This is a genomic window from Colwellia sp. 1_MG-2023 (assembly GCF_030546755.1).
Classification (GTDB): Bacteria; Pseudomonadota; Gammaproteobacteria; order Enterobacterales; family Alteromonadaceae; genus Thalassotalea_H.
This window is the reverse complement of sequence record NZ_JAUOPE010000004.1, coordinates 85,447-104,014: the sequence shown is the minus strand read 5'-3', so window position 1 is coordinate 104,014 and position 18,568 is coordinate 85,447. Positions and strand designations below refer to the sequence as shown.

Annotated in this window: 21 protein-coding genes; 11 read left to right on the top strand and 10 right to left on the bottom strand. The window is 37.8% G+C overall.

Annotated features, from left to right (window positions below):
* Positions 1-71: 71 nt before the first annotated feature.
* From Q4493_RS05910 to coaBC, 3 genes are all read right to left on the bottom strand, one after another.
* Complete coding sequence (locus Q4493_RS05910; RefSeq protein WP_303450248.1) at positions 72-1,541, bottom strand: aminoacyl-histidine dipeptidase; 1,470 nt, start codon at positions 1,539-1,541, stop codon at positions 72-74.
* Positions 1,542-1,669: 128 nt separating this feature from the next.
* Positions 1,670-2,254 (bottom strand): nucleoid occlusion factor SlmA, encoded by a 585-nt coding sequence (gene slmA / locus Q4493_RS05905; protein WP_303450246.1) that lies wholly within the window; start codon positions 2,252-2,254, stop codon positions 1,670-1,672.
* A gap of 79 nt (positions 2,255-2,333) precedes the next feature.
* Positions 2,334-3,542, bottom strand: a complete 1,209-nt coding sequence (coaBC, locus tag Q4493_RS05900) for a bifunctional phosphopantothenoylcysteine decarboxylase/phosphopantothenate--cysteine ligase CoaBC (protein ID WP_303450244.1) — start codon at positions 3,540-3,542, stop codon at positions 2,334-2,336.
* Positions 3,543-3,632: 90 nt separating this feature from the next.
* Here coaBC and radC point away from each other — a divergent pair, with 90 nt between their 5' ends.
* The 7 genes from radC to Q4493_RS05865 all read left to right on the top strand — a co-directional run bounded on the left by radC (position 3,633) and on the right by Q4493_RS05865 (position 7,308).
* The gene (gene radC, locus Q4493_RS05895; protein WP_303450242.1) at positions 3,633-4,304 is read left to right on the top strand and encodes a DNA repair protein RadC; all 672 of its coding nucleotides are present in this window, start codon (positions 3,633-3,635) and stop codon (positions 4,302-4,304) included.
* 87 nt (positions 4,305-4,391) lie between these two features.
* Positions 4,392-4,712 (top strand): PilZ domain-containing protein, encoded by a 321-nt coding sequence (locus Q4493_RS05890; RefSeq protein ID WP_303450240.1) that lies wholly within the window; start codon positions 4,392-4,394, stop codon positions 4,710-4,712.
* A gap of 90 nt (positions 4,713-4,802) precedes the next feature.
* Entirely contained in the window at positions 4,803-5,471 is a 669-nt protein-coding gene (locus Q4493_RS05885) for an AAA family ATPase (protein ID WP_303450237.1), read from the top strand.
* A complete protein-coding gene (locus tag Q4493_RS05880) occupies positions 5,458-5,853 on the top strand; it encodes a ribbon-helix-helix protein, CopG family (RefSeq protein WP_303450234.1) in 396 nt (131 codons plus the stop codon). The genes Q4493_RS05885 and Q4493_RS05880 overlap by 14 nt, the downstream gene beginning before the upstream one ends.
* Before the next feature lie 250 nt (positions 5,854-6,103).
* The gene (gene rpmB, locus Q4493_RS05875; protein ID WP_303450232.1) at positions 6,104-6,340 is read left to right on the top strand and encodes a 50S ribosomal protein L28; all 237 of its coding nucleotides are present in this window, start codon (positions 6,104-6,106) and stop codon (positions 6,338-6,340) included.
* 9 nt (positions 6,341-6,349) lie between these two features.
* Positions 6,350-6,505, top strand: coding sequence for a 50S ribosomal protein L33 (gene rpmG, locus Q4493_RS05870; protein ID WP_044834320.1), 156 nt, complete (start codon positions 6,350-6,352; stop codon positions 6,503-6,505).
* A gap of 332 nt (positions 6,506-6,837) precedes the next feature.
* Complete coding sequence (locus Q4493_RS05865; protein ID WP_303450208.1) at positions 6,838-7,308, top strand: N-acetyltransferase; 471 nt, start codon at positions 6,838-6,840, stop codon at positions 7,306-7,308.
* An 85-nt stretch (positions 7,309-7,393) separates the two neighbouring features.
* Here the strand turns inward: Q4493_RS05865 and Q4493_RS05860 are convergent, their stop codons facing one another.
* Positions 7,394-7,651: a hypothetical protein gene (locus Q4493_RS05860; protein ID WP_303450206.1), complete on the bottom strand. Its 258-nt coding sequence runs from the start codon at positions 7,649-7,651 to the stop codon at positions 7,394-7,396.
* A 190-nt stretch (positions 7,652-7,841) separates the two neighbouring features.
* Between Q4493_RS05860 and tesB the strand changes: the two genes are divergently transcribed.
* Positions 7,842-8,699 (top strand): acyl-CoA thioesterase II, encoded by an 858-nt coding sequence (gene tesB / locus Q4493_RS05855; RefSeq protein WP_303450204.1) that lies wholly within the window; start codon positions 7,842-7,844, stop codon positions 8,697-8,699.
* A gap of 7 nt (positions 8,700-8,706) precedes the next feature.
* Here tesB and Q4493_RS05850 read toward each other — a convergent pair whose 3' ends face one another.
* Together Q4493_RS05850 and Q4493_RS05845 are read right to left on the bottom strand one after the other, a co-directional pair.
* Entirely contained in the window at positions 8,707-9,945 is a 1,239-nt protein-coding gene (locus Q4493_RS05850; RefSeq protein WP_303450202.1) for a mechanosensitive ion channel family protein, read from the bottom strand.
* A gap of 9 nt (positions 9,946-9,954) precedes the next feature.
* Positions 9,955-10,851: an acyltransferase gene (locus tag Q4493_RS05845; protein ID WP_303450198.1), complete on the bottom strand. Its 897-nt coding sequence runs from the start codon at positions 10,849-10,851 to the stop codon at positions 9,955-9,957.
* A 318-nt stretch (positions 10,852-11,169) separates the two neighbouring features.
* Here Q4493_RS05845 and proB point away from each other — a divergent pair, with 318 nt between their 5' ends.
* The 3 genes from proB (at position 11,170) to Q4493_RS05830 (ending at position 13,952) form a co-directional block, all read left to right on the top strand.
* Complete coding sequence (proB, locus tag Q4493_RS05840; protein WP_303450195.1) at positions 11,170-12,267, top strand: glutamate 5-kinase; 1,098 nt, start codon at positions 11,170-11,172, stop codon at positions 12,265-12,267.
* Between the two features lie 89 nt (positions 12,268-12,356).
* Positions 12,357-13,613 (top strand): glutamate-5-semialdehyde dehydrogenase, encoded by a 1,257-nt coding sequence (locus tag Q4493_RS05835; RefSeq protein WP_303450192.1) that lies wholly within the window; start codon positions 12,357-12,359, stop codon positions 13,611-13,613.
* A gap of 114 nt (positions 13,614-13,727) precedes the next feature.
* A complete protein-coding gene (locus Q4493_RS05830; RefSeq protein ID WP_303450190.1) occupies positions 13,728-13,952 on the top strand; it encodes a hypothetical protein in 225 nt (74 codons plus the stop codon).
* 5 nt (positions 13,953-13,957) lie between these two features.
* Here the strand turns inward: Q4493_RS05830 and Q4493_RS05825 are convergent, their stop codons facing one another.
* The 4 genes from Q4493_RS05825 to Q4493_RS05810 form a co-directional block, all read right to left on the bottom strand.
* Entirely contained in the window at positions 13,958-15,040 is a 1,083-nt protein-coding gene (locus tag Q4493_RS05825) for an acyltransferase (protein WP_303450187.1), read from the bottom strand.
* A gap of 97 nt (positions 15,041-15,137) precedes the next feature.
* Entirely contained in the window at positions 15,138-17,237 is a 2,100-nt protein-coding gene (gene recG / locus Q4493_RS05820; protein ID WP_303450185.1) for an ATP-dependent DNA helicase RecG, read from the bottom strand.
* Between the two features lie 15 nt (positions 17,238-17,252).
* Positions 17,253-17,963, bottom strand: a complete 711-nt coding sequence (gene trmH, locus Q4493_RS05815; protein ID WP_303450182.1) for a tRNA (guanosine(18)-2'-O)-methyltransferase TrmH — start codon at positions 17,961-17,963, stop codon at positions 17,253-17,255.
* 207 nt (positions 17,964-18,170) lie between these two features.
* Positions 18,171-18,563, bottom strand: a complete 393-nt coding sequence (locus Q4493_RS05810) for a RidA family protein (protein ID WP_303450763.1) — start codon at positions 18,561-18,563, stop codon at positions 18,171-18,173.
* Between the last annotated feature and the right edge of the window lie 5 nt (positions 18,564-18,568).

Here is an 18,568-nt window from a genome sequence, read left to right as displayed (position 1 = left end):
CCCAAAAAGCTTCTACGACTAAAGTCTAAGACCACACTTTTAACTTTTTTCTCTGTGCTTCAATCAAAAGATTACTTTGATGGAATATTTTTTAACACCGCGATAAGTAGTTGCCAATACTGCTCAACCGTTTGTACATTAACCTTTTCATCCGGCGAATGAGGAAATTTAATCGTAGGGCCAAACGAAACCATATCCCAATTTGGATAAGCCGTTTTAAATAAACCACATTCAAGGCCGGCATGAATCACCATAATTTCAGGTAATTTATCGAATAAAGATTGATAAGTATCACGTACTGTTTGCATAACAGCTGAACTGGTATCAGGTTTCCAGCCTGGATAAGCGCCAGAAAAACCAATTGAAGCGCCTGCTAAATTGAAAATAGACTCAACCATAGTTTGCGCTTCTAACCTACCGTCATCGTGTAAACTTCTAATTAATGTCATGGCAACAAACTTTGGTCCTTTACTTCGCATCACCCCTAAGTTTAATGACGTTTCAACGATCCCTTCAATATCATCGCTCATACGTAAAACACCATTAGGGCAGGCATTTAATGCACGTAAAATTTGTTTTTGCGTGGTTTGATCCCAGCATTCATCAAACGTTTCTGGCGATATCAGCAGCATTTCAATGTTAGTCTCAACCACTTTAAGGTTTTCTTTAACAACCGTTAAATAATTCGCGAGGTCGTTTTTTAACGCGGCAATTTGATGAGAAGGCACAACAAAGCTTGCATCAGCTTCACGAGGAATAGCATTTCGTAAACTGCCCCCATTAAGCTCGGTTAATCGAATATCGAATTTATCACTCGCATTTAGTAAAAAACGTATTAATAATTTACAGGCATTCGCTCTACCCGTATGAATATCGACACCAGAATGGCCGCCTTTTAAACCTGAAATAGATAAATTAAAGGACGTATAATCGGCAGGCACTTCTTCAAAATCAATATTAAACGTTGCGGTGCCATCAATACCACCAGCACAGCCCATATAAACTTCACCCTCTTGTTCAGAGTCAGTATTAATTAATATCTCACCTTCGAGCCAACCTGCTTTCAGACCAAATGCTCCCGTCATACCAGCTTCTTCATCAATCGTTACTAACACTTCTAAAGGCCCATGGGCAATATCGTCACTTGCTAACACTGCCAAAGCTGATGCTAAACCAATACCGTTATCAGCCCCTAACGTTGTACCATTGGCTTTTACCCATGCTTCTCCAGCGTCATTAAATAAAATGGGTTCAATAGGATCCGTTAAGAAATTGTGTTTATTATCAGCATTTTTTTGAGGAACCATATCCATATGCGCCTGTAAAATAACACCTTTTCTATTTTCCATGCCTGACGTTGCTGGCTTTTTAATGAGTAAATTACCCACCTCATCTTCTTTAACAATTAATCCTTGTTCATTTGACCATGCTTGGATCCAGGCTGAAATTTTATCTTCATGTTTCGATGGATGAGGTATGGCACAAATGCCTGCAAACATTTGCCATAATTTTTGCGGTTGTAGATGCGATAAAGTGCCCACAATATTTCCTTGAGTATTATTTATTGTATTAATTATTTATGCTTAAGCATAAACGCCGAAAACTCAGCGTTTATTAGATGTTGAATCATTCACTATTGATTAAAAATTGAGATAGGTGGCTGTCTAGCTTATTTACTCGCCATTAAAAATTGCCATTGTTCATTAAAATTATCACTAGGCTTTTTATCAAATCCAGAGCGAACATATTGACTAATTTTCCCTTCAGCAAAAGCGACTAGAATATTAGCTAATGCCAGTTCATTTATTTCAAATCCTTTGCCTTCACGTAATTTACGCTCGCGTAAAATTTGTTTAAATTGCGATTCTAATTTTTCAAAAAACTGATTGACTCGCGTTCTTAATCGCTCATTTTCCCCCATTAAAGCATCACCTGATAAAATACGACACATGCCAGGGTTACGCTCAGCAAACACAAGTAAAACATGTAAAATATGATGGCAACGTACTAATGCTTCTTTGTGATCAGAGACAATTAAGTTGATACGAGAAAACGTTGATTCTTCAATAAATTCAATTAAGCCTTCAAACATTCTTGCTTTGGATGGAAAGTGACGATACAGCGCCGCTTCTGAAACACCCACTTCAGCAGCTAATTTAGCCGTGGTTATCCGTTGACCAGGACTAGACTGCAACATTAATGCTAAACATTCTAATATTTGCTGTTTACGGTTTGGTTTTTTATTAACCGGCATATCACCTATTCTCTATTGTTTTTATAAAGGGTATTAAAACTTAACACCTATCAAGTCGACTAAGATTGTATAATGTTCTTTAATGCTTTTCATCCAATTGTTCAGCAATGATATCGACTAATTTTTTCGCGACATCACTTTTACTCATTAACGATATGTCATGCTGAGATGTCGCACTAAAAACCGTTAATGCATTGTTATCACTATTAAAACCTTGCCCTGAAAGGGCGACATTATTCGCGGCAATCAAATCTAAATTTTTACGCTTTAATTTATCTAACGCATAGTGTTCAACATCTTGTGTTTCTGCGGCAAAACCTACGGTAAAAGGTTTATCCGCTAAAGCAGCTACGTCAGCGACAATATCAGGGTTTTTCACTAAGTTAATTTGCAAGTGATGATTATCAGCCGTTTTCTTAATTTTCTGTTCCGCTATTTCAGCCACTCGATAGTCAGCTACCGCAGCACAAGCCACAAATACATCAGCATTTTTCGCTTGTTTTATGGCTTCTTGATGCATTTGCTCGGCACTCGTCACTTTAATTAATTCAACAGTTTCCGGCGTAGATAAGTTCACTGGGCCAGATATCAACGTAACTTTCGCACCTGCATTTAACGCAGCCTGTGCAATTGAATAGCCCATTTTTCCTGAACTATGGTTGGAAATATAACGCACAGGATCAATTGCTTCTCGAGTTGGCCCCGCCGTGATCACCCAATGTTGATTCAACAATTTTTTTTCTTGATATAAACCACAAACCTGATCAACTAATTCTGGCACTTCCAGTAGTCGACCAAAGCCAACATCGCCACATGCCTGTTCGCCCTGTCCGGGCCCCCAAATATGCATACCACGATTTTTAAGCTTTTGAATATTCTCTTGTGTTATTTCAGCATGCCACATTTGTTGATTCATCGCGGGTGCTATAGCAATAGTGGCATTAGTTGCTAACACTATGGTGCCTAATAAATCATTCGCTAAACCATGAGTAATGTTTGCAATGCTATTAGCACTAGCTGGAGCAATTAATAACAAATCAGCCCACTTAGCTAATGCTATGTGCCCCATTGCACGCTCAGCTTCAGTATCTAATAACGTATCTGAAACGGAGTTTCCTGAAACAGCCTGTAAGGTTAAAGGAGTAATAAAAGCTTTTGCGCTTTCGGTCATCACAACACGGACTTCAGCGCCTTGATCGATAAGTCGTCGAACGAGCTCTGGCATTTTATAAGCAGCAATACCGCCGGTAATACCTAAGACAATTTTTTTACCCTGTAGAATTTGCATAACCTGCTAGTCTTAATAGTCTAAATCTTTATTTTATATACGATACCATTAATCGGCATCGAAGAAAATTGACATTGCAAGGATGCACTTATGTTAAAAGATTGGCCAAGTTCTGAAAAACCAAGAGAAAAATTATTAAATCAAGGGGCGGCAAGTTTATCTGACGCTGAACTTCTAGCTATTTTTCTCCGTACCGGCGTTAAAGGTTGCCATGTTGTAGATCTAGCTAGGAAGTTATTATCTTGCTTTGGCAGTATAGCTGCTATTTATCGAGCTTCCGCTGATGAATTTTGTCAAGTGCATGGCCTTGGCATAGCAAAATTTGTGCAACTACAAGCTTGTTTAGAAATGAGTAAACGGTTTCTTGCGGAAGAAATGAGCAACGGCCAAGCATTGACTTCTTCACAAGCAAGTAAAGATTTTTTAATCAGCCAACTGCGCAATGAAAGCCAAGAAGTTTTTGCTGTACTTTTTCTCAATAATCAACATCAAGTGATAACGTTTAAGCGCCTATTTTATGGGACAATAAATGCTTCCGCCGTTTACCCTAGAGTCGTGGTAGAAAATGCACTAAAACATCAATCTTGCGCGGTTATCCTTGCCCATAATCACCCTTCAGGCGTCGCAGAAGCTAGCTTTGCAGATAAAAATATTACTCAACAATTAAGCCAAGCATTGGCTCTTATTGATATTCGAGTATTAGATCATATGATTGTAGCGGGTCACCAATGCTATTCTTTTGCAGAACATGGACTTTTATAGCCAATGAATTATTTACTTAAAAATCTTGCAAGTCGTTGAATTGACAGTTAGGTTTAAAATATCATGAGAAAGAATAAGGATTGAAATATGTCAGATGATATCCCAACGATTAATAATCAAGATGGTGAAGAACGTCGTAAATCATTTCGATTAGACATGGAAAAAGAACTAGTTGATATAACTTGGACCCATGATTCTGGACAAGAAATAAACAAGAAAATTGTCTGTGTTGATTTTTCCAAAGGTGGATTAAAACTCGATTGTGACCAAAGCATTCCTATTAATACTGAAGTGACCATTAGGTTTAAAGCGGCAGCAGCAAATTGCCAAATTTTAAAAGGCAAAGTAATACGTTGTCTCGAACAAGAGAATGGTTGGTTTGAATTAGCATTAAAATTGAACCAATAGTGAATAAAATTCAACATTGATTTTTTAAGCTATACTAAAAGATCGGTGCATAAATAACGCATTAAAGTTGTAGTAGAAGGAATTGGCGAAATGATGATATTAGTTGGTGGTGAAAAAGGCGGCAGTGGTAAAAGTTGCCTTGCGCAAAATTTAGCAGTTTATTTTGCACGTGATAAAAATGCCATCGTTTTAATGGTTGATTGTGACCCACAACGAACCACTTCTGATTGGATACAAGCACGCAATACTGATCCATCTTTACCCGCAATAAACTGTATTCAATTATATGGAAAAATTCGCAATGACTTATTAAGTCTAAACCAACATTATGACTACGTTATTGTTGATTGTGGCGGCCAAGATAATTTAGCGCTACGTGCTGCGATGTCCGTTGCCGAACATGTTATCATTCCTCTTCGCCCGAAACGTCGTGATTTAAAAACAGTGCCGCATATGGAAGATATGTTAAGTACCTGTAAAATGGTCAACCCTAAAATGCTAGCCTCATTTGTTATTACTCAATGTCCTGCATTACCCACTCAAGCAAATCGTATTTTAGAAGCTAAAGATGTCTGTCGGTCATACGGCATTAATGTTTTAGACGCAGTGACTTATAACCGCAATATTTATGATGACAGTGAAGAACAAGGTTCTTCTGTTATTGAAATAGACCCTGAAGGTAAAGCGGCAACTGAAATGAAAGCAATAGCCGAGGAATTACTCGCCATGAAACCGGACAACTCTCATGAGTTTATCTGATCTAAAAAAATCCAAGGACGGCAAGCCACGGAAAAAGGCATTTACCGTAGATGAATTTATTGCTGACGCAGAAAATTATGCGAAAGGCACGCCTGAAATTGTCAGTGAAAGTAAAAATCAAACGGTTAATTTGCAGCAAGCATTAGCAGCAGCCAAGCAATTTGAAGTAAAAAAACAAGCAGAAAGGCGAAAAAGTAAAGCCGGCAAGCCATTTAGGCACGCAACGTTTACCTTGAGTGAAGAAGCGATTGAGCAACTTCAAGAATTAGCAAAAGACAGTCAATTAGCGAAATCGCATATCATCCGTATTTTAATAGACGAACTATGCAATAAAGATCAACAAAAGAAACTCAATAAACTTTTAGATTCGAATGTAAGCTAAAATTGTTTAATATCTCAACCAAACCTTATAAAAAAACAGCGTATAATCGCTGTTTTTTTATACCAACTTGTGAAAAACAATCATTTAACTGATTAATTTACAAGGAATTAGCAAAGATCTTTGCTTGGAACGCGATAAAAACTAGATTTCGTTTTTCACTTTCTCTATAATATGCCACCTTTTTCAGGATCCCGGGGCGACGGTCTTGGGGAAAAATAGCTCGAGCTGAAATTAATTTTGGAGTACTCATATGTCTAAAGTTTGCCAAGTAACAGGCAAAAAGCCAATGGTTGGAAACAACCGTTCGCACGCAAGAAACGCGACTCGTCGTCGTTTTTTACCTAACCTTCAAACTCACCGTTTTTGGGTTGAAAGTGAAAATACATTCGTTAAATTACGTTTAACTCCGAAAGGAATGCGTATTATCGATAAAAAAGGTATTGATGCAGTATTAACTGATATCCGTGCCCGTGGCGAAAAAGTTTAAGGAATCATCATGCGTGATAAAATTCGTTTAGTTTCAAGTGCTGGTACAGGTCATTTTTATACTACTGATAAGAATAAAAAGACTATGCCTGAGAAAATGGAAATCAAAAAGTTTGATCCAAAAGCTCGCAAGCACGTAATGTATAAAGAAGCGAAAATTAAGTAATTTTTGTTTTAAGAATTAAAAACCCAACGTAATGTTGGGTTTTTTTATAACCAAAAATCAACAAAAGATACCCAGACCACTCAGTTGTCTATTTCCCATTTCCCTATACCATCATTGAATCAATAAACCTTTGTCACTTAAATAAAAATTCAATAAGCCAGGTGTAGTTCAATAAAACCTTACCATGATATATTCAAGCAACGTTTAACGACTAAGTTATGTTTAAAATTAATGCCGTATTGATTGATTTTCATAATGAAGATTCATACCCTGATATTTTTTCATACCTTGATAAATAAACGACGATTAACGAAATTTCATTGAGGAGCACAATGAGCCAAGCAATTACTATCCGTGATGCGTTAAAAACTGATCACGACTTTATTTTATCTTTGTCACCCAGATTAGCCGAAGTCGCAAAGCTTTCATGGCACGATAAAAATACTGTGCAACAAATGCAAGATAACTACATACTTGAAATGTTAAATAACGCGCCAGCACCTCATACAACCTTAATTGCCGAACGAAATGGCATCTCTATAGGTTTTATACACATTTGTAGTCATACAGATGGGATATCCAACGAGAAATGTGCAAGCATTACCTTATTAGCGGTATGCCCAAACGCTCAAAAAATGGGCGTGGGTCAACAGTTAATGCAATCAGCAGAACTGTGGGCCAAAAATCAGAATTATCGGTTATTGCATTTAGAAGTATTTGCCAATAACAATCATGCCCAACAATTTTATCAAAACCTCGGCTTTAAGCCTGAAATGCTACATATGATAAAACCGCTCTCTTAATACGTTGAGCAAAGGACAATAGTTATTTTTTGGAAAAAAAAAGGCCGCTAACTTGCGTTAGCGGCCTGATTTTAAAATTGCTTGATTACGGTCTAATAGTAATTTCAGGTGAGGTATTAATTTCACCATCATCATTAATTGTTGCTGCATTTCCGTCACATAATAAAATAGCTAAACTACCGTTTGCTTGGCTATTACGGATAAAAGCAAGGTCGTAGCCAAACTGAGTTAAGCTACTTGCTGCGAATTTTTGAGCTAACGATAGCTTATCCCACAGCGAAGAATGTTCAGGCGTATAATGCCTTCTTTCTAACAACACTTCTCTCTCTAATACAGCTTGCACGTATCTACCTTCTACAATCAACGAGGATATTATGTTTAAAATATAATCGGACAATATCTTAGTTCGTTCTATAATTCAACAAATGGCTACAATTAAATGATAGTTTTTCAACTGGTACAAGCAGTCTATTCCAATCGGTACCATATTGCTTATATAATTGCAGATATGTTTTTTATGAGTAATATTCTTTATGAGCCAAGTATTAAAAGATCTCCTCACCCTTTTGTCTTTAGAAAAAATTGAGCAAGGCTTATATCGTGGTCAAAGCCAAGATCTAGGGTTTAAAGCGCTATTTGGTGGGCAAGTCATGGGGCAAGCTTTATCAGCCGCGCAAGAAAGTGTCGAGTTAGATAGACATGTCCATTCATTACACTCTTATTTTTTACGACCAGGCGATGCTGAAAAGCCAATTATTTATGAAGTAGAAAATATTCGTGATGGACGCAGTTTTAATACCCGTAGAGTGAAAGCAATTCAAAACGGCCAAGCTATTTTTTATATGACCGCTTCCTTTCAGTTAGAAGAAAAAGGCTTTGATCATCAAAATATAATGCCTAACGTTGCAGGCCCTGATGAATTGCCGTCTTTTACTGATTTTATTTTTGATAATCAGCAATATATCCCTGAAAATGTCCGCGGTAAATTTCTTTCAGAAAAGCCAATCGAGTTAAAACCCGTTGAACAATATAATTGGATAAAACCTGAAAAATCAGAGCCTATCTGCCATATGTGGATCAAAGCCAACGGTCAATTGCCTGATGACCCGCGCATACACAAATACATGCTGGCTTATACCTCAGATTTTCATTTTTTGCCCACCGCACTGTTTAGTCACGGAGTCAGCCATTGGCAGCCAAACTTTCAGATAGCGACCATTGATCATGCCATGTGGTTTCATCGCCCATTTCGCTTTGATGATTGGCTATTATATGTCATGGAAAGCCCGACAAGTATTGGTGGTAGAGGTTTAGTAAGAGGACAAATTTACAACCAAGCAGGCGATTTAGTCGCCACTACCATGCAAGAAGGCGTGATCAGACAACGATAAATACCTTTTAACGATGTCGCCAGTCATCACCACTAGGGTGTTGAAAAATCCGTAAATCGAACACTGGCGCCATCGCAAAGAGGTGATCAAATATATCCGATTGTATTGCCTCGTAATTCACCCAGTTTTGGTCATTACTAAAAAAATATAACTCTAAAGGTAAACCTGTCGCTGTCGCAGGTAGTTGCCTTACCATACATGTCATTTGGTGATGAACTTTTTCATGGTGTTGCAAAAATTCCTGAATATAAGCGCGAAAAGTTCCTACATTGGTTAATTTTCGTTGGTTCACATAATCGGTATCTTTTAATGCTAGTTGCTTGGAATGCTCAGAAATTTCTTGTAACTTCCTTGCCAAGTAATCCTTTAATAAATGAATTTCTTTAAGCTTTTCAATTTTATCGGCTTGGTAAAAATGAATACTACCAATATCGACAATAATTGTGCGTTTGATACGACGTCCGCCAGAAGCAAACATGTCTCGCCAATTTTTAAATGAGCCGCTAATCAGCGCATAAGTAGGAACGGTAGTTACCGTGCGATCAAAATTTTGCACTTTTACCGTATTTAAACCAATTTCAAGCACATCTCCATCTGCGCCATACTGTGGTATTTCAATCCAATCGCCGGGGGCAAGCATTTTATTAGCAGAAATTTGAATGCTGGCAACTAACCCTTTAATGGTATCTTGAAACACTAAGAGTAATACCGCAGTTAATGCCCCTAAACCACTCAGCAAGTAAATTGGCGACTTATCGAGGACAAATGAAATTGATAAAATAGTCGCTACTAGATATACCGCTAACTTAATCACTTGAATACTGGCATTTAACGGTAAATAACGCTGTTTCGCCGTTTCTCTAGAAATGTTATTTACAACATTAAGGAGCGAGGCTATTGTTCTAGCCACCTGAAAACTTATGGCAACTTTGGCAAACACCAAGAAAAAATGTAGCGTTAAAGATTCTGCTGCAATTAATTTAGGCGCCAAAAACCAAAAAAGTATCAGTGGAATTAACAAAGCTAAACGAGTAAATACATGGTGTTCAAAAATCAAGTCATCCCACGTATTTCGCGAATGCGCTACGAGTTTTTTTACCACACTTAATAATTGATGTTTTGCTAAATAATAAGCAATTGCACACAATACAAAGATGATCACACAACCAAGTATTAATGATGAGATAGCTAAATTATCAGGTGATACTCCTTGTTCTGTTAACCACGATGACATAATAGCTATCATATAATTCCCTTATTTATTCTGTTGATGAAATTCAGCAAGTTTTGCGTCTTTATCTAACCAAAGCTGATTAACCCATTTTTGAAACTGAATTTTATGCGCTCTATCGTTAACATAATCACCCTTTAACGATTGATCAATATCTTTTATGCCAATATCCACCCGTACTTCTTTCACTCTTCCACAAATAAAATCAATAAAAGTTGGTGTGCCATCAGGATAGTAAAGAGTAATGTCTAAAACCTTGTTTAACTGATCTCCCATCGTAGACAGCACAAAACCAATACCGCCGGCTTTGGGTTTTAGTAAATATTGAAACGGTGAATTTTGCTTATCATATTTTACTTTGGTAAAACGCGTGCCTTCAATAAAATTCATAATGCTCACAGGTTTATGTCTGAACTTTTCACACGCTTTTTGCGTCGTTTCAATATCCTTACCCTTTAAATGAGGATTTTTTTTGATGAAACTTTGGCTATATCGCTTCATAAATGGAAAATCGAGTGCCCACCAGGCAATGCCAAGAAAAGGTACATAAATCAGTTCTTTTTTTAAAAAGAATTTCAAGAAAGGTATTTTGCCATGAAGAATACGTTGCAAGACCACAATATCTACCCAACTTTGATGATTTGAAATCACTAAATACCATTGTTTTCTTTCAAGCTGCTCTAAACCAGTCACAACTAACTTAGTCGTGTTAAATAGTTTTTGAATTAAGGTATTTACTGCCACCCAATTACTCGCCATGTTATCGAGTAAATAACTAAAAAACTTACGCCATAAATGTAATGGAATAAGTGCTTTAAGAAGCGAAAACAGTACAATCGGCAACAACCAAAAAAGAGTGTTAACGGTATAAAAAATCATTGATATAAAACCAATGAGGAAAGCAGGTAAAAAATTTAACATCACTTAAGCCAATACAATCACGTTTATTCTTGTCAGCTATAATAAATCGAATTTATCTAGCTTTCAGCTAATATTTTCTCCTTTTTGAGGATAACTAACACTATACATGAAAGTGTGGTCACTTTTTTATCAATATTATTTAAGCACTGAGATAATCGGCTAAATTAGTGTTCTTTAATAATGAAAAACAACCATTAATCCCCCGTTATTGCCTAAAGCTACTAAAAAGAGCAATCTCTTCTAACAAACACAGAAAATATCATTGCATCTCACCGCGCTTTCAGGGCATGCTATAGCTAATTATCATGGGGAAATGTAATGAATTTTAATCGTGCTGTCATCAAAGTGGGCAGTGCCTTAGTATCACCAGATGCAAAAGGCTGTAGTGGCATGTATTTACTTGCCATCGCGCGCTTTATCACCGAATGCCAACAAGCAGGCAAAGAAATAATTATAGTGTCATCTGGCAGTGTTGCCGCTGGCAGACAATTAATTCAGCACGGTTCTAATAATCCTTCGATTCCAACCAAGCAAGCCATGGCATCTGTTGGGCAAATGCAAATGATGGCAAATTGGCAGCGCTTTTTTGATGTGCCTTGTAGCCAGTTGTTAATCACTCATGCCGATTTAAAAAATCGTGAACGCTATATTAATATTAAAAATACTTTACGTATTTTACTCGCCAATAATGTTATTCCAATAGTGAATGAAAACGACACTGTGGCAACAGATGAGTTAAAAGTTGGTGATAATGACAATCTTGCGGCCCTTGTTGCTTTAGTGAGTGAGGCAGATTGTTTGTTTATTCTGAGTGATATTGATGGTGTGTACGATCAAGATCCGCGTGATAATCCAAATGCTGTATTGGTACCTGAAATTAGCGAAATCACCGATGAAATTTATGCGATGGCGGGCACGACGAACAATCCCATAGCTACCGGCGGCATGAAAACTAAAATTCAAGCTGCAGAGAAAGCGGTAGAAAACGGCATTGAAACCTACATTTTAAATGGTCGCAATAGCGAAATTTTCGACGCCTTATTAAAAGGTGACAACCCTGGCACTCGTTTTAAAGCAAATCAAACAGCTATCAAAGCGCGAAAGCACTGGTTAAAACACACGTTAAAAAGTCATGGCAATGTTAGCCTAGATACCGGCGCGGTTAATGCCGTAATAAATAAAGGCGCTTCATTACTACCATCGGGCATCGTTGAAGTCAGTGGTAATTTTGCCGCAGGTGAATCGATTAATATTATCGACAATCAAACAGCAGAAATAATAGCAAAAGGTATTTGCCAATATAGCCATAGAGATTTATTACGTATCAAAGGCTGTAATAGCAGTCAAATCACCAAAATTTTAGGCTGTTGCCCAAGCAAAGTAGTGATTCACCGAGATGATATGGTTATTTTATAAATCGCTTCGAGATAACTATTCTTTATTCAATAAATGAACATTTAACACTGAAATTTTTGCCTAAATTATGGCGAAGTAAAGAGATAAAAATGACACAATTTAACATGGCCGAAAATGCCAAGCTGGTTCGAAAAGCTTCTCGCGTAGTTGCACAACTTACCACATCAGAGAAAAATCAATTACTTACAAAAATGGCGCAAGCAATAGAAGATAATAGCGATACTATCATTCAAGAAAATGCCAAAGATATTCGTGCAGGTAAAACGAAAGGTTTAAGTGATGCCATGCTCGATCGTTTATTATTAACAGAACAACGCATTACTGATATTGCTGATGCCATTCGTGAAATTATTACGTTGGCAGATCCAGTCGGTAATATTGCTAATTTAGCCTTACGACCTAATGGTATGCAAGTAGGAAAAATGCGTATTCCATTAGGGGTAATTGCGATGATTTATGAATCGCGTCCGAATGTTACCGCAGAAGCAGCTGCGCTATGCATTAAATCAGGCAACGCCGTTATTTTACGTGGTGGCTCTGAGGCTATTCACAGTAATATTGCCCTCGCCAATTGCTTACATAAAGTATTAGAACATCAAGAAATTGATAAAAATATTGTTTCAGTTATTCCTGATACCAGCCGTGAAATTATCAATGAATTATTAGTTCAACGCGACAGTATTGATCTCGTCATCCCACGAGGTGGCGAAGGCTTAATTCGCTATGTCACGGAAAATAGTCAAATTCCAGTGATTCAACATTTCAAAGGCGTGTGTCATTTATATATTGATAAATATGCCGATTTAACCAAAGCGGTGAACATTTTAGTCAATGGTAAAACACAGCGTCCAAGTGCCTGTAATTCACTGGAAACTTTATTGGTACATCAAGATATTGCTGCAGAATTTTTACCTTTAGCAGCAAAAGCACTTGCTGATTCAGCCCAAGTAAAAATTCATGCCTGTGAAAAGAGTCTTCCATACTTTAAAGATGCCACTTTAGCGACAACTGATGATTATCATGCCGAATATTTAGCGCAAGAAATAGCCGTTAAAATCGTAGACAGTTTTAACGATGGTATTGATCATATTAACGAATATTCTTCTGATCATACCGAAGTCATTGTCAGCCAAGATACCAGTCGCACACAACAATTTGTTCGCGCAATCAATTCTTCTGTGGTAATGATAAATGCTTCTTCACGTTTTTCTGATGGAGGGCAACTAGGATTAGGTTCTGAAATAGGTATTTCTACCAGTAAACTGCATGCTTATGGACCTATGGGATTATCATCGTTAACCACTGAAAAATTTGTCGTGATTGGTGACGGTCAAGTACGAGACTAGTTCTTTAGCGAGAAACTTGATGAAAAAGCCGATAAACGAAGATTTCAAATTTGCGTTAATTTGGGCTTTTCAGGAGTCGCCCTGGGGTTCATAGCCTTTATCTTTAATTACACCATGGCTCCAATATCGCTCCCTGGTTATGAATTATTAGCTTGGCCGGCCATGTTTGGTTTGCAGTTTTTTAGTGAAGAAACAGCATTCTGGCCAAAACTGATTATTTTTAACACTAGCCAATATCTTGTTTATTTTTCTGTGATTTTCACGGTAAGAAAATGCTTATGGCTCTATCAAGATAAAAGTCCGATAAACAAATCAAAAGGCAGTGAAGTGCAATCCTAAAATGACTACACTTTTTGATATTTTTTTCTAACGTCCAGCTTTCGAATAACTAGAAAACGTTTAGTTAGCCACCTACTCAACGATCGACTTAACTTTATTTCAATAAAATAATGTATTAGATATGCGACAACCACCATAAGTAAAATTGTCAATACAATCAAATTCACAATATTACTTTCTGTGCCAAATTGGTTAAATATTATGTAACCAATATGTTGATGAGTAAGGTAAAGTGGATAAGTTAAAATACCTAAATAAAAACACCAACGTTTACGTAAATGATTATCTTTACAAAAAGCCGTGAGGCTGAATACTGCAAAAAACACTAAATTGATCAAGATAATAGTTGTACTATCAAAAATGATATCAAACCATTTTCCCATTAATGAACCAAATAAAACAGATTGTATAATAATGTAAATAAACGAAAGTATATACAACCCCATTCGGTACAAATTAATACCATCACGCCTTAATAAATAAAGCACACAACCTGAAGCAAAATAACCACTCCAATGAGGAAATATTCCCGTCCACATATTCACATTTTCTGCCCAAGGGAAAAATAGAGCAGCCGTGCTCACAATTAAGGTGAATGCAAGTATGTGTTGAATATACTGCAAGGCACCACAGAGTAAAAGTGCCCAAATAAATATGTAAAATTTTAATTCAATAAATAAAGTCCAATAAGCACCATCAATAGGTTTGTAATTAAACGCCTCGTTGATCATAGTTGTATTAGCAAAAAACTGTGGCCATGTAATAGAAAAACCCACCCCACCCCAGTAAACCGTTATCAGACTAGTTAAAATTAAAGCCGCCCAATAAGTAGGAAATAAACGAACAAAACGAGAAATAACAAACTTCTTTGCACTGCCATCTTTGACACTCATAAAGATAACAAAACCACTAATAATAAAGAAAAAATTAATCCCCATATAGGCATAACGCGATACTTCTCTGAAATTTTCAAAGTTAGCAATGGGTGCATATCCCTCCATAAAAGCCGTGTAAGTATAATGAAAAACCATCACACCAAACGCGGCCAGAAATCGGAATAAGTCTATCTCATAAAAACGAATATTCATCAGTCTAATAATCTAAAATATGTATAAACAAGTTATCATAAAAAATAATAAAATTGCTGTATAAATTTTGTATTAATTAGCAGTGATAAATACAAAATCAGGCGTTACTAAAATGTTCTCTGCTGCCTAACCAGCGTTCAATTAAAGGAGTGGCATTATCAGGATGTTGATGCCATAACAAATAAGCCTGTTGTTGAATATCGGGGATCAAGTCAGCATCACGCTGTAAGTCCGCTATTTTTAAATCAGCTAAGCCGGTTTGCTTGGTACCTAATAATTCGCCCGGCCCTCTAATTTCAAGATCTTTTTGCGCAATCACAAAACCATCATTGCTTTCTCTTAACACCGCTAAGCGCTTGGTTGCAGTTTTTGATAATGGGCTTTTATACATCAGTACACAATGAGAAGCGACAGAGCCTCGACCCACTCGTCCTCGTAATTGGTGTAACTGCGCCAAGCCAAGCCGTTCTGGGTTCTCAATAACCATTAGGCTCGAATTTGGTACATCCACACCCACTTCAATCACAGTAGTCGCCACTAATAAGTGTAACTCTCCCGCTTTAAATGATTCCATCACAGCTTGTTTTTCAGCGCCTTTCATTCGGCCATGCACTAAGCCAATTTTTAATTCAGGTAAATGGGCTTGTAAATATATGGCAGTATCTTCTGCTGCTTGGCATTGCAGTACTTCAGATTCTTCAATTAAGGTACATACCCAATAGGCTTGACGTTTTTCATTAATACAAGATTGACGAATTCGTTCGACAACATCGTCTCGTCTAGAGTCAGGTAACGCAACGGTAGTGATTGGTGTACGACCTGGCGGTAGTTCGTCAATCACTGAAGTGTCTAAATCGGCATATGCGGTCATCGCGAGCGTTCGAGGAATAGGCGTTGCCGTCATAATTAATTGATGAGGATAATTCCCTTCAAAAGCGCCTTTTTCTCTGAGCGATAATCGCTGATGGACACCAAAACGATGTTGTTCATCAATAATAATCAGCGCCAATTTATTAAATACCACTTGCTCTTGAAATAACGCATGCGTGCCAACCACCATTTGCATGGTGCCATTTTCAATATGCTCCAAGGCATGATTGCGCGCTTTTGCTTTAGTTTTTCCTGCTAACCAACCTACGGTAATATTCAAAGGTTCAAACCATTTGGCAAAGCTAATCGCATGTTGTTCAGCTAAAATTTCGGTGGGCGCCATTAACGCAACCTGATAGCCGTCGCTAATCGCCGTAATGGCAGCAAGCGCTGCAACTAGCGTTTTTCCTGAACCAACATCTCCTTGCACTAAACGCATCATAGGTTGATTTTTACCTAAATCTTCACGAATTTCTTTAACAACTCTTGCTTGTGCCTTGGTCGGTGAAAAAGGTAAAGACTGTAAAAAAGCTGACCCAATGTTATCGTCAACCTGCAAAGATACGGCTTGATGAACATCGCTTGAGGCGCGCAATTTCAACATACTTAAATTATGAGCAAGTAACTCTTCTTTAATTAATCGCAATTGCGCGGGGTGTTTGCCTGCCTCAAGTTGTAAAACAGACGTATCTGGTGTTGGGCGATGAATAAACGCTAATGCTTGTGCGAGTGAATAACTTTCAAGATTAAAATTATCTGGCAGTAATTCTTCAACCTGTCCTCGTTTAAGACGAGTTAAGGCTTGTTCGGTTAAATTTCGTAAGGAAATTTGCCTAAGGCCATCGGTGGTTGGATAAACGGGCGTTAATGTTTCTTCAACGGGCGTTAACGGTTTATCTTGGTCGAGTGGTTTATATTCAGGGTGAATGATTTCAAACCCCCTACCACCTCTTTGAATTTCACCATAACAGCGAATATTTAACCCAACTGATAAATTATTTTTTTGCGCGGCAGAGAAGTGAAAAAAGCGTAGATTTACCGAGCCACTACCATCGTTCACTGTCACCACCATCATTCGACGACGACCCTGCACAATTTGGTTTTGAGTAATTTCGCCGATGATATTGGTAAATATGCCTGGCAGGCAATCTCGAATCGCGGTAACTCGCGTGCGATCTTCGTATCGATTAGGCAGGTGAAACAGGAGATCTTGTAGCGAATGTAAGCCTATTTTTTCAAGCTTTTCTGCCATACTAGGACCAACACCTTTGAGTGTGGTAATGGCTATCCTTGCCAAATTTCCAATACCTTGTTGGGTTCCTAGCACATGCTCACCTAAATATTATTCGCTATCAAGCTCTTGCCATGCCTCTTGGGTCATCTGCATTTGCTGCCACCAATCTTCCGAGGCGACAATTTGTCCTTCGTCATCAATCTCAGGATATGGTAATCCTTTACGTTTACATGCGCTGGCAAAAATAGGGTGGCCACCTTCAAACAAAAATCGTTGTCGACGTTGATACGAAATACTTGGCGTATCATACATGCCCGCTGCTTGGCGTTGGCGTTGTGCTTCATATAAAACCACGGCATTGGCAACTGAAACGTTTAATGATTGCACCATGCCAACCATAGGAATAATGATATCTTGATCCGCTAGCTCAAGCGCAGCCGGTGAAGCGCCAAATTTTTCTTGGCCAAGAATAATCGCCGTTGGTTTAGTGTAATCAATTTCACGAAAATCGACGGATGTATCAGACAGATTAGTCACCAACACCTGCATATTTTGCTGTTTTAACGTTTTAATGGCAGCTTCCGTTGAAGTGTAATTGTGTACATCAACCCAATTTTGGCTGCCAGCAGCACTGCCACCAGAAACACGCATGCGTTCATTTTTCCACACAGCATGAACATCACTAATCCCAATAGCATCAGCAGTTCTCACTACTGCGGCAAGATTATGCGTTTTATGCACGCCTTCCATACAAACGGTAAGGTCTGGTTGACGATGATCTAACATCGCATTAATTCTTTTTAATCTATCTGGAGTCATATTCTTCGCACTTACGCTTTATACGGCATTGTCTGCTTTCTTCAGTGAATCACTTATGAAACAAAAGCTCATAACTTCATCAATTGACGGCTTTGTTTAAAGCAAAATTGCTTTGAATAAATTACACGTCACACATACTTATTGACGACTTCCCATAGAGCTTAACTGTTTTGTGTAATTCGTTACAGGAAGATCAATTTTTATTAACTAACCTACGTTTGGTAATTCCATTACACCGTCAATTTCAATTGCAACATCTTTTGGCAATCTTGAAACTTGTACTGCCGCACGAGCTGGATAAGGCTGTTGAAAATATTGGCTCATCACCTCATTTACTGTCGCAAACTGGCTGAGGTCCATTAGAAAGATATTGACCTTTACCATGTCATTTAATGTGCCACCCGCCGCTTCACATACTGCAGATAAGTTTTTGAAAACTTGATGCGCTTGTTCAGCAAAATCATCCGAAACGATTTCCATGGTTTCTGGTACTAAAGGGATTTGCCCTGAAAGATAAACGGTATTGTTTACTTTTACCGCTTGGCTATAGGTACCAATCGCACTAGGCGCGTTATCGGTATTAATAATTGTTTTCATAATGTTCC